Here is an 11,718-nt window from a genome sequence, read left to right as displayed (position 1 = left end):
GAAGCTGTAAGCATCCTTCATTGTAAAGTTTCTAGTTCTCATAACCCCAAATCTTGGTCTTCTTTCATCTCTGAATTTAGTTTCGATTTGATATAAGTTAAGTGGAAGTTGTTTGTATGAAGTTATTTCGTTTTTAACTATATGTGTGAAAGTTTCTTCATGTGTTGGTCCAAGACAGTAATCTCTACCATTTCTGTCTTTTAATCTGAACATTTCAGGCCCCATAACATCCCATCTTCCTGATTCTTGCCATAATTCAGCAGGAACTAATAACGCACATGATATTTCTTGTGCTCCTTTTGCGTTCATTTCTTCTCTTATTATATCTTCTACTTTTCTGAATACTCTTATACCCATTGGTAATTGGTTGTAAATTCCTGATGCCATTTTTCTTATCATACCTGCTCTAAGCATTAATTGATGACTTGTAATCTCTGCATCAGATGGTACTTCTTTTAATGTTGGCATTAACATTTTTGACATTCTCATAGCTATTTATTCCTCCTTAAAATTTTTCTGTATTAAAAAAACCTTTCATCTCTTTTATAAAGAGACGAAAGGTTATATATTCCGCGGTACCACTCTAATTAGCTATAAAAGCTCTCTCAAAGGATGTAACGGTCCTACCCGTAAAAACTTTTTACCGTTTTTATGCTAAAAGACTGGTTCAAAAACATCATCATAGAAACTCTCACCGACGTTTCCTCTCTGTAAAGAATCAAGATTTTTACTATTTCTTCATCATTGCGTTTATTTTATTTCAATTATTTTCATAATCTATTTTATAATATATTATTTATTATTTGTTGTCAACTTTTATTAATGAACAAATTGCTTGTGATGATATACCTTCTTTGTTTCCCGTGAAACCAAGTCCCTCTTCTGTAGTCGCTTTCACATTCACAGAATCTATATCTACACCTATAGCATTTGAAATATTCTCTCTCATTTTTAAAATATGTGGAGCCATCTTAGGTGCTTGTGCAATTATTATACTGTCGATATTATTTACCTTATAACCTTTACTTATTATTAAATTATTTACAAATTCTAATAATTTTATACTATCTGCACCTTTATATTTTGGATCTGTATCAGGGAAATGTTTACCAATATCCCCTAAAGCTAATGCTCCAAGCATAGCATCCATTATTGCATGAACTAAAACATCTGCATCTGAATGTCCTAGAAGACCTTTTTCATGTGCAATTTCTACTCCACCTAATATTAATTTTCTACCTTGAACTAATTTGTGAACATCATATCCTATACCAACTCTCATATCTATCTCCTCATATTACTCGATTATTATTGTCTATCAGAATACTGATTTTATTATGTCAATATATTCTCTATACTCCATATTTACAATTTCCATAATATTTTTTTCAAAAAATAGTTCTCCTATAAGCTTATCCAATATAATCTGCTTATCACTATCCTTGTATTTAATATTAAACGATTTAATTATCCACTTATTAACACTTATTTCCACAATCAAATTATCTTGGTTCTTTATGCAAATATTAAATTTTGGAGTTTTTTCAAATATCCATTTATCTTTACTGTAAATTTGTTCTGCATTTTGATTAATTTTTTCTAAATCTACATCCTTCAAAATTATTTCATTAGAATCGTCCACATTTAAAATTATATATTCTTTAATCTTGTCTACAAATTCATCTACATCCATATCTATGTAATCATTCAAATTAGTTACTTCACTTCTAACAGATTTAGTCGCATTAGATGCAGCCTTTTTATTCGTATTCAAAAACCTACTCAAATTATTTAAATCAGAACTAAAAAGCAACGTACCATGGTAAAGACATTTGTTTCCTCTTATACATTGAGCCGAGCCAGAAATCTTCTTTCCATCGACTAACAGGTCTTTTCTATCACTATACGTTGCTTTCACACCAAAATAATCGAGCATTTTCTGCATAAATTTGGTGTATTTAATAAAGTCTATTTTATCTAATTTTACGTTCTTTTGAATAAATGTCATATTGACATTTCCTAAGTCGTGATAAACAGTCCCTCCACCAGATATCCTTCTGAGTAAAGGTATTTTTCTATTGTTTATCAAGCTATGTTCTATCTCAACATATGGATTTTGATTTTTACCTAAAAAAATAGATTCCTCATTCCTCCATACGATAATTATGTCGTCTCCAAAATCGTCACTTGAAAATAAATACTCTTCAAGCGCAATATTAAAATACGGGTTTTTATAGTCACTTACTAAATATAACATTTAGCTACCCTTTCTATCTTATTATCCAATTTTTTTCATTCTTTTTCCCATTTTTGACTTTTTTCTTAAGTTCAAAATTTGTTCTGCTACATTTATGTCTTCTGGATTAGTGATCTTTATGTTTTCATAAGATCCTAAAACCATTGTCACCTCTTGACCTAAAAATTCAACTAGCATTGAATCATCAGTTCCATAAAAATTCTTGCTATATGCATTTTCATATGCTCTAAGTATTAAGTCTTTATCAAAAGTTTGTGGAGTTTGAGCAGACCATAGAGTTTCTCTAGCAGGTGTGCTTTTTACTACTCCATTTTCGATAACCTTTATAGTGTCTCTGACTGGGACACCTACTACAGCTGCTTTTTTCTCTTTAGCAACTTCTATTGATTCATTTATTATCGCATGGCTTACAAATGGTCTAGCACCATCGTGAATTAAAACTATATCACTATTTGGATCTAATTCCTTTAATCCATTATAAATTGAATCCTGTCTTTCTTTTCCTCCATAAGCTATTTTTATATCTCTAAAATCGTATTTATCTAATATTTCGTGTTCGAAGAAATACTCTTCTTCTTCTCTTATACAGACAATTATTTCGTCTATATTTTCATTGCTATAGAAAACATCTATAGTATGAGCTATCATTTCTTTCTCGTCTAATTTTATATATTGTTTATTTATGTCTAGATTCATTCGTCTTCCGCTTCCTGCAGCCACAATAACAACACTATTCATAATTTCACCTCTTGAATTCATATAACCTTATTTAACATCAACTAATCTAAACTTTCTCAATATAAAAGGACCTTTTTAACTAAAGGTCTTCCTTATTTTTTGTATTATATTTATTCCTTATTCATTATAGTTAAAATAAAAATTTTTTTCAAATTAATTATATTCCTAAATTCAATAAAAAGTTGAGATTAAAATTCGTATTGCTATTGGTCAATTTGAAATAGGAATATTCTTCTTATTGAGTTTTATTTTATAAAATATTTTTGAGTTTTATTAATCTAATAATATATCTATTTTTTTAATATGTCAATGGATATTTATTGTTTTTCAATAAATATTTATTGTTTTCGAATATTAAACGGTCATATTTTTAAATTCCCTCAAGGCAAACGTTTGCTATTATAATCAAATTTAACAAAGAAATACAAAGTGTAATTTTCTACTTCTTTGTTAAATTTTTTTAACTATTTTTTAGGTGTATGTATTGAATTATTATCTACATCTACTAATGCCTCTTTTAATACTTCAGAAATAGTCGGATGGGCAAATATCATATCTGCAGCTTCATCTGCTGGTACCTCTAATGCTTTTAATATCGCAGCTTCATTTACAAGCTCAGTTGCATTTTTACCTATTATATGAACTCCAAGTATTTCTCCATATTTTTCCTCTGCTATTACTTTTATAAATCCAGCAGACGCACTTTCTGTTAAAGCCTTTCCATTTGCTGCGAAACTAAATTTACCTACTTTTATATTGTAAGATTTTCTAGCTTGTTCTTCAGTTAATCCAACTGATGCGACTTCTGGTACTGTATACAGACATTTTGGTGATGCTTGATCTTTAAATTTGATTTGTCCACCCATGGCATTTTGAGCTGCAACTTCACCCATTGCAAAAGCAGCATGAGCAGTCATGTCTATACCTGTCACATCTCCTACTGCATATATTCCTCTTTTAGAGGTTTCCATTTTATCGTTTACAGAAACAAATCCATTTTCTATCTTAATACCTAGATCTTCTAACCCATTTAAATTAGCTTCTCTTCCTAATGCTAATAATACTTTATCAACCTCTACTTCTTCATCAGCTAGTTTCACTATTATTTTGTCATCAGATTCAACAAATCTATATACTTCTTTATTTGTTAGTATTTCTATACCCTTTTTAGCTAATGTTTTCTTTAATGATGTAACTACCTCTCCATCAAAACCTGTAAGTATTTCATCATCAAATGATATAACAGTTACTTTAGAACCTCTTGAATTGAATATTTGAGCGAATTCTATTGCTATAAAATCTGAACCAATTACTGCCATATTTTTTGGAACTTCTTCTAAATCTAAAGCGTCTGTAGTCTTTAATACCAAACTAGAATTTTCTCCTTTTATATCGCTCTTATAAACATTAGATCCAGTTGCTATAATCACACTAGAAGTCGATAAAGTCTCTCCATTTTCCAAAATCACTTCGTTAGCATTTTTTACTGTAGCTTTTGTTTTAAATATTTTCACACCATATGATTTTAATAATCCCTCGACTCCTGCAACTAATTTCTTAGTCACTCTATTTTTATATTTTATGGCTTTTTTAATGTCTTGTCCTTCAATCTTTACAGAAATTCCTCTTTTTGAGAAATCTTTTATAGCTTCTAGCATCTCGACATTTTCCGTATATATTTTAGTCGGTATACACCCTCTATTTAAACATGTTCCACCAAATTTATCAGCTTCTACTATTGCTACATTTCCACCTAACATAGTCGCCTTTATGGCTGCAACATATCCTGCGGGTCCACCGCCTACAACTACTACATTATACATAATTTCCTCCTAATTATCTGCATAAGAATAGATAAGGATTTTTAAGTCGACAGTCGATTTAAAAATCCTTACTTAAATTTTATATAAACATTTTATATGGATTTTCTAATAAATCCTTAAGCTCTTTTAAAAATTTAGCTGCTGTAGTTCCATCGACCACTCTATGATCTGATGTTAATGAAAGATTCATAATAGGTCTTATTTTTATCTCTCCATCTACGGGAACTACTCTATCAACTGTAGCTCCGACTCCCAATATAGCGCTATTTGGCATATTTATTATTGGTGTAAATGTCGTTATCCCATACATACCTACATTGCTTATAGTAAATGTGCTTCCTTCTTGTTCTGATGGTTTTAATTTATTAGTTTTGACCTTGTTTATTAGTTCCTTACTTTCTATAACAATTTGAGATAAAGTTTTTTTATCAGCATCTCTTATAACAGGAACATATAACCCTTCTTCAAGTCCTACAGCCAAAGCTATATTAACCTCTTCATATCTAAATATTTTATCTCCAACCCAAGCTGAATTTAATACTGGATTTTTCTTTAATAATCTAGATACCGCCATGACAATTAAATCTGTATATGTTAATTTATAACCTGTGACATCTTGCACACTCTCGATTAATTTTTCTCTCAAAGTTTTTAATTCTGTCATATCTACTTCTATATTCATATTAAATGTAGGTGCTGAGAAGTAGCTTTCAGACATTCTTCTTGCAACTGTCGATCTCATAGGACTTAAAGCCTCAAAATGTCCATTTACTGTATTAAATATTTCCTCTTCTCCAATTATATTTACTACAGTACCTATTGCCTTAGATATTTCTGATGCTTTCTCTGTTTCATCTATATATTTTTCAACATCTTCTTTAGTTATTTTTCCGTTAAATCCTGTTCCTGTGATATTATCTATGTCTATTCCAAGGTCATCCGCTATTCTCATTGCTAAAGGTGTAGCTTTTAAAGAACTTACCTTTAAATAATTTAATACATCAGCAAGATGGACTCTCCCATTTGGACCGCTACCTTTTACCTTAAATAAATCTACTTCGTTTTCTCTAGCTTTTTTTCTAGCTGCTGGAGTAGCTCTTACCTTTTCGTTTTGTTGTAATGTTTCATCTATCTTTGAAACTAATCTTGTTTCAGACTCCTGATTCGCTTGAATCTCAGTTTCTAAGCATTGTGAAACATCTCCTTTAGCCAATATCTTCGCCTTTATTTCAGCAGGATCTTCACCTTTTTCTGCTATTGCTCCAATTACAGTAAAAACAGGCAATACCTCACCTTCTGTATCGTGAGTTATAACAGCTAAAATTCCATCGCCTTCTGCTTCTACCTCCATGTTTACTTTGTCTGTTACGATTTCCAATATAGGCTCTCCAGTAGTTACTGTCTCTCCTTCTTCTTTCAACCAAGATACAATTGTACCTTCTTGCATATCTATGCCGGCCTTTGGTATTATCACCTCTATCATAATCTCGCCTCCTATCTAACAATCAAAGATCTTATCGCATCTTCAATTTCATCAGTTCTAGGTACAACTGCTTTTTCTAATTCTGGATTATATGGTATAGGTACATCCTTACCTGCCAATCTTTTTATAGGAGCGTCTAAGTAATCAAAAGCCTCACTTTCAGCTATTGTAGCCGCAATTTCTCCACCTAGACCACCTGTTTTAGCCGCTTCGTGAACTATTAACGCTCTTCCTGTTTTGCAGACACTTTTTATTATTGTTTCTTTATCCATTGGATATAGAGTTCTTAAATCTACTATTTCAACATCTATATTTTCTTTTTCCAAAGCTTCAGCTGCTGCTTGGCATCTTTCCAACATTCTACCGTAAGTTATTACTGTAACATCTGAGCCCTCTCTTTTTATATCAGCTTTTCCTAATTCTATTATATAATCCTCTTCTGGCACTAATCCTTTAGTTTTGTATAATAATTTATTTTCATAGAAAATAACTGGATTATTATCTCTTATCGCCGCTTTTAATAATCCCTTTGCATCAGCTGGAGTCGAAGGTGCTACCACCTTAAGTCCTGGAACATGGCACATCCAAGCCTCCAAGCTTTGTGAATGCTGTGCTGCTGCTCCTGTTCCAGATCCACCTGGAGTTCTAACTACCATTGGAACTTGAGCCTTTCCTCCAAACATATATCTCATTTTTGCCGCTTGGTTGACTATCGCGTCCATTGCTATTGTTATGAAGTCACTAAACATAATTTCCATTATAGGTCTCAATCCTGTCGCCGCTGCTCCTACTGCACATCCAGCTATAGCAGCCTCTGATATAGGAGTATCTCTGACTCTTTCTTCTCCAAATTCTTCTACCATTCCTACAGAAACACCAAATGCGCCTCCGTATACTCCAATATCTTCACCTAAAAATATAATATCCTCGTCTCTTCTCATCTCTTCAACCATAGCTTCTCTTACGGCATCTTTATATGTGATTTCCTTCATTCCCATAATTTCTATCCTCCTGGTAAGTATCATTTTTTATTTCGTACAAATTTCTATGTTAAAATTAATCAGCATAAACGTCCTCTTCTAATGTATCTAGCGGTGGCATTGGACTATTTTGCGCAAATTCAACTGCTTCTTCAATTGATTGTTTTGCTTCTTCTTCTATATCTTCTAATTCTTTTTCAGTCGCAAAACCTAATTTCAATATTTTATCTCTCAATCTTTTAATTCCATCTTTTTCTTTCCATGAATTTATTTCTTCCTTAGTTCTATAGGCATTTGCATCAGATTTGGAGTGGCCTACGAATCTATAAGTTTTAGCTTCAATTAAAACTGGTCCCTCTCCTCTTCTACACATTTCAGCTGCTTTTTGAACTGTTTCATAAACCTCTATCGCATCGTATCCATCTATAATAAAACTTTGTATTCCATAGCTAACAGCTCTATCTGCTATATTTTCTATATTCATAGATTTAGATTGAGCCGTAGACATTCCATATAAATTGTTTTCACAATAAAAAATTACTGGTAATTTCCAAACTGAAGATAGATTTATTCCCTCGTGAAACGCACCTTCATTAGCAGCTCCATCTCCAAAAGTACATAAAACTACCTTTCCAGTTTTTTTATACTTTTGAGTAAGTGCAGCACCTGGTGCCAATGTAAGACCTCCTCCTACAATTCCATTTGCTCCTAGGTTTCCAGATTCAATATCTGCTATATGCATTGAACCACCTTTACCCTTACAGTAGCCTGTGTATTTTCCCATAAGCTCTGCCATCATTTTATTTATATCTATACCCATTCCAATAAATTGGCTATGTCCTCTATGTGTCAATGAAACTAAATCACCCTTTTCAAGTGCCATAACTGCCGCAACACCAGAAGCTTCTTGTCCTATAGATAAATGAGTAGTCCCATGTATCATACCTCTTGCAAAGAACCAATTTACTTTTTCTTCAAATTTTCTAGCTTGATTCATTCTTTTATACATTTCAAGCAATGTTTCCTTTGATATTGACATAATTACCTCCTATAATTTACTATTTATATTTTTATCCTATACTATTTAATGATATTCATGTAAACTATAATTAATTTCTAAAGTATATACAAAATTTCCTTTATTAATATATCGATTATTTATATTTTTACATTTGTTCTTTTTTAAAACTATTGTAAGCTTGACAACATTATTTGTCAATGTCGTTAAAATTCAAATAAATTTCTCACAAATAAAAAAAGCATAGCAAACTTTTAAATTCACTATACTTTTATTTTCGATGTTATATTTTAAATTAATAATTTAATAAAGCTTCAGCTAAGCTATAATTAACGGCTAAAACATTTACATAATGACCATTCAAAGCTCCGATGACAGCATTTAATTTTTCCATACCACATGTCACTCCAATGACCTTATCCACATTTCTTAACTTTTCTATATTTATTCCAAAAACGCATTTATTATATTCATATTCAGATGCATTTCCATTGATATCATATACATTTAAACAAATATCCCCTACTGCTTTTCTTTCTTTAAATGTTTCAACATCCTTTTCATTAAAATATCCATTTTTTATTACATTTGAATTTTCATCTATAGGGCTTCCTATTCCAACTACTGCCATATTCATTTTATCCATAGCCTTGAATACGTCCTTTATATTTTTATCTTGTCTAAGTATACTTATAATATTTTCATTAGATACTATAGCTGGTCCATGCAATAGCTTAAATGTTCCTCCCATTCCTTTACTAAGCTCTATAACTAATTGATTTGAATGAGTTGTCATATCTGCTTCTCCTATACCACCTACTAAAGGAATAAACTCTATTTTATTGAATTTTTTAACCTTCGTATATTGAGGTATCATCTTTAAAGTTGTACCCATTGAAACACCTATAATATCTCCTTCTTGTATCATTCGATATAAGTATTTAGCTACTTCAGATCCTAATTCTTCCTTTTGAAAATTTGTATCATGCTTATCCTCTACTACAATAGCTTCTTTTAATCCAAATTTTTCTTCTAATCTTTTTTCTAACTTATAACAATTTTGTTCTTCTGGCCCTACAATTTCTATTCTTAAATATCCTCTTTCTTTTGCTTCTTTAAGTAATTTTGAAACTGTCGGTCTTGAAATACCTAGCTTTTTTGCTATTTCATTTTGCCCCATTTGATTTTCATAATACATAACGCAACATTTAAGCATTAAACGTGTATCACCTAATATCTTTTTCATACTCGCCCCCGCAATTTTTCAAAATTCATATAATCTAATTAAGGCTGTCCCAAATTAATTGAAACAGCCTTTTTTATCAAAATCTTTTAATTTGGAATTCTATTTAAAACATACCAAAACTTGCTGCATAAGCTATTAAAACGGCTAATGGTCCAGTTATTACTCTTGAGAATAATACTGCAGGAACACCTATTTCAACTGTTTCAGCTTCTGCTTCTGAAAGTGATAGACCAACTGGAACGAAGTCTCCACCAACTTGTGCATCTATAGCGAATAATGCTGGTAAAGCATATTGAGGTTGTATTCCACCTTGAGCTATTTGGTTACCTAATAAAACACCTATGATTTGAGCTATAACTGCCCCTGGTCCTATAAGTGGAGATATAAATGGTAGTGCACAGAATAAAGATATAACTAACATACCTGGTAATGATGATGCTAATGGAGATATTGTGTTAGCTAACCAGTTACCTACACCTGTACCATTGATTATACCAACTATTAATGATACAAATATCATGAATGGTAATATATTTGTTAAAGTAGTTTGTACTGCATCTCTTGCTGCTTGATAGAATGTAGAAACTACATTACCAACACCTTTACCTAATCTAGTTAAGAATCCTTCTTTAGCAACTTCGCCGTATTTTTCTTGAGCTTCTGCTTTCTTTTCTAAGTATTCTTCTCTAGTCATTTTTGAAGATCCTTCTGCTTCTTCTGCTTTTGCTTCAACAGCTGGTGCTGCAGTTCCATCACAGAATGAAACATTTTCTGGTTTTACGTCTGAAACATATATTTCTTCAGTTATAAATTTAGCTAAAGGTCCAGATTTTCCAACTGGAGTTAAGTTTACAGTGAATATTCCTTTTTTAGGATAAACACCACATCTAGCTGTACCACCGCAGTCAACGATTGCTAATATAACTTCTTCATCTGGTATAGTAGTTTTGAAACCATCTACTAATTCACAACCAGTCATATTTGCTATGTGTTGAGCTAGTGGAGGGAATCCTCCTCCTGTAACAACTAATATTTTATTTTTTGTTTCTGTTGGAACTATAGTTAAAGGTCCGCCCCAACCATTAGATCCTCTATTTATTACAATTGATTTATATTCACTCATTGTATTACCTCCCTTAATCAAACTCTACTATTTTACTTGTTTTTTCATTAACATTGCTGTTATTTTTTCAGTAACTATACCTCTTATAAGGATAACAACTACCCCAACTAAGAAATATCTAACTGCAAGTTGTCCTGTGCTTAATCCTAAAGCTGTGATACCAGCAGCTATACCTTGGTATACGAATAATTCACCAGCATTTGCATGTGGGAATAAACCAGTTATTGGATGTACAAATGATACTGTTGCATCATAGTATGCTGGTTTGTATTTTTCATCAACGAATTTACCAAAGTTGTAGCACATAGGGTTTGTTAAGAAGAATACTGCTAATATTGGTAATATTGTGTATCTTGTGATTACGTTCTTAGAAGCTAAAGCAGCTAATTTATCAACTCTTTCTTGTCCTATAATTGATATTAATGCATTAACTAAAGTTATTAATACTAATAATGTTGGTAATATACCAGTTACTAGGCCCATTAAGTTTTCTCCACCTAGATTGAATAAGTTTATAAATGCCTCTGCAAATTTTGCTATTTGTTCCATAAAAATTCCCCCTTTTTTATTTTATTGATTCTTAAATTGAACCGATAAAGTCAACCCACATTTTGACATCGTTTTCCAAAGTTGAAAATAAAAAAGACTTAACTTTATCGTTATTTATTTTTATAAAGGGAACTTGGTATGGAACTGATTATTATCTGGCCAAATTCCCTTTATTTATACAATTTCAATCTCAATCGAAATCCGATCTATTATCAATTTATCCTCAATATTTCAATTACTTAGAACCTAAAATCCTAATTATTTAGCATCCCAGAATCCTTCTGCTTGTAATTGTTCTTGTAATTGTCTTAAGTGATATAACTTAGTTGATTTATCTATTTCTACCAAATCATAAGTTATTACTTCACCTTTCTTGATGTCTTTTAATCCTTTTGTTTTTCTATCTACTAATCCTATTGGAACTGCATTCATTTCTTTTGCTGTTTCATATTTTTCTATTAATCCGTAGCAAGTGTATGCTCCGTATCCATCCATATATTC

11 protein-coding genes, 1 pseudogene and 1 other annotated feature are annotated in these 11,718 nt (G+C 31.4%); all 12 genes and pseudogenes read right to left on the bottom strand.

Translation table 11 applies throughout. The features are described from left to right. On the bottom strand, positions 1-489 hold a 489-nt coding region (locus MR593_RS12530; protein ID WP_331474857.1), incomplete at its 3' end, for an aminoacyl--tRNA ligase-related protein. Positions 490-546: 57 nt separating this feature from the next. Further along, positions 547-754 (bottom strand) — a binding site (T-box leader). A gap of 45 nt (positions 755-799) precedes the next feature. Continuing rightward, positions 800-1,282: a 2-C-methyl-D-erythritol 2,4-cyclodiphosphate synthase gene (ispF, locus tag MR593_RS12525; RefSeq protein WP_290693538.1), complete on the bottom strand. Its 483-nt coding sequence runs from the start codon at positions 1,280-1,282 to the stop codon at positions 800-802. A gap of 36 nt (positions 1,283-1,318) precedes the next feature. Continuing rightward, complete coding sequence (locus MR593_RS12520) at positions 1,319-2,257, bottom strand: lipoate--protein ligase family protein (RefSeq protein WP_290693534.1); 939 nt, start codon at positions 2,255-2,257, stop codon at positions 1,319-1,321. A gap of 21 nt (positions 2,258-2,278) precedes the next feature. After that, positions 2,279-2,995, bottom strand: coding sequence for a 2-C-methyl-D-erythritol 4-phosphate cytidylyltransferase (gene ispD, locus MR593_RS12515; RefSeq protein WP_290693531.1), 717 nt, complete (start codon positions 2,993-2,995; stop codon positions 2,279-2,281). A gap of 464 nt (positions 2,996-3,459) precedes the next feature. Further along, entirely contained in the window at positions 3,460-4,818 is a 1,359-nt protein-coding gene (lpdA, locus tag MR593_RS12510) for a dihydrolipoyl dehydrogenase (RefSeq protein ID WP_290693529.1), read from the bottom strand. A gap of 79 nt (positions 4,819-4,897) precedes the next feature. Beyond that, positions 4,898-6,301 carry a dihydrolipoamide acetyltransferase family protein gene (locus MR593_RS12505; RefSeq protein ID WP_290693526.1) on the bottom strand — a complete coding sequence of 468 codons (1,404 nt, stop codon included), beginning with the start codon at positions 6,299-6,301 and terminating at the stop codon, positions 4,898-4,900. Positions 6,302-6,312: 11 nt separating this feature from the next. Beyond that, complete coding sequence (locus MR593_RS12500; RefSeq protein WP_290693523.1) at positions 6,313-7,299, bottom strand: alpha-ketoacid dehydrogenase subunit beta; 987 nt, start codon at positions 7,297-7,299, stop codon at positions 6,313-6,315. Between the two features lie 58 nt (positions 7,300-7,357). Beyond that, positions 7,358-8,320: a thiamine pyrophosphate-dependent dehydrogenase E1 component subunit alpha gene (locus tag MR593_RS12495; protein WP_290693520.1), complete on the bottom strand. Its 963-nt coding sequence runs from the start codon at positions 8,318-8,320 to the stop codon at positions 7,358-7,360. 274 nt (positions 8,321-8,594) lie between these two features. Then, positions 8,595-9,545 (bottom strand): sugar-binding transcriptional regulator, encoded by a 951-nt coding sequence (locus tag MR593_RS12490; protein WP_290693517.1) that lies wholly within the window; start codon positions 9,543-9,545, stop codon positions 8,595-8,597. A 103-nt stretch (positions 9,546-9,648) separates the two neighbouring features. Continuing rightward, positions 9,649-10,668 (bottom strand): PTS glucitol/sorbitol transporter subunit IIB, encoded by a 1,020-nt coding sequence (srlE, locus tag MR593_RS12485; RefSeq protein WP_290693514.1) that lies wholly within the window; start codon positions 10,666-10,668, stop codon positions 9,649-9,651. Positions 10,669-10,695: 27 nt separating this feature from the next. Beyond that, a complete protein-coding gene (gene srlA, locus MR593_RS12480; protein WP_290693511.1) occupies positions 10,696-11,217 on the bottom strand; it encodes a PTS glucitol/sorbitol transporter subunit IIC in 522 nt (173 codons plus the stop codon). Between the two features lie 258 nt (positions 11,218-11,475). After that, positions 11,476-11,718: pseudogene (locus MR593_RS12475) on the bottom strand (NAD(P)H-dependent oxidoreductase); the annotation flags it as partial.

It is taken from the genome of Intestinibacter sp., assembly GCF_022780145.1.
In the GTDB taxonomy this organism is placed as follows: Bacteria; Bacillota; Clostridia; order Peptostreptococcales; family Peptostreptococcaceae; genus Intestinibacter.
The sequence above is the reverse complement of the archived record's forward strand: the minus strand, read 5'-3'. Positions and strand labels throughout refer to the sequence as shown.

What these genes read in the sequence shown, in the direction of transcription:
- ispF (WP_290693538.1), bottom strand. Translation starts at nt 1,282, where the DNA reads ATGAGAGTTGGTATAGGATATGATGTTCACAAATTAGTTCAAGGTAGA.
- MR593_RS12520 (WP_290693534.1), bottom strand. Translation starts at nt 2,257, where the DNA reads ATGTTATATTTAGTAAGTGACTATAAAAACCCGTATTTTAATATTGCG.
- ispD (WP_290693531.1), bottom strand. Translation starts at nt 2,995, where the DNA reads ATGAATAGTGTTGTTATTGTGGCTGCAGGAAGCGGAAGACGAATGAAT.
- lpdA (WP_290693529.1), bottom strand. Translation starts at nt 4,818, where the DNA reads ATGTATAATGTAGTAGTTGTAGGCGGTGGACCCGCAGGATATGTTGCA.
- MR593_RS12505 (WP_290693526.1), bottom strand. Translation starts at nt 6,301, where the DNA reads ATGATAGAGGTGATAATACCAAAGGCCGGCATAGATATGCAAGAAGGT.
- MR593_RS12500 (WP_290693523.1), bottom strand. Translation starts at nt 7,299, where the DNA reads ATGGGAATGAAGGAAATCACATATAAAGATGCCGTAAGAGAAGCTATG.
- MR593_RS12495 (WP_290693520.1), bottom strand. Translation starts at nt 8,320, where the DNA reads ATGTCAATATCAAAGGAAACATTGCTTGAAATGTATAAAAGAATGAAT.
- MR593_RS12490 (WP_290693517.1), bottom strand. Translation starts at nt 9,545, where the DNA reads ATGAAAAAGATATTAGGTGATACACGTTTAATGCTTAAATGTTGCGTT.
- srlE (WP_290693514.1), bottom strand. Translation starts at nt 10,668, where the DNA reads ATGAGTGAATATAAATCAATTGTAATAAATAGAGGATCTAATGGTTGG.
- srlA (WP_290693511.1), bottom strand. Translation starts at nt 11,217, where the DNA reads ATGGAACAAATAGCAAAATTTGCAGAGGCATTTATAAACTTATTCAAT.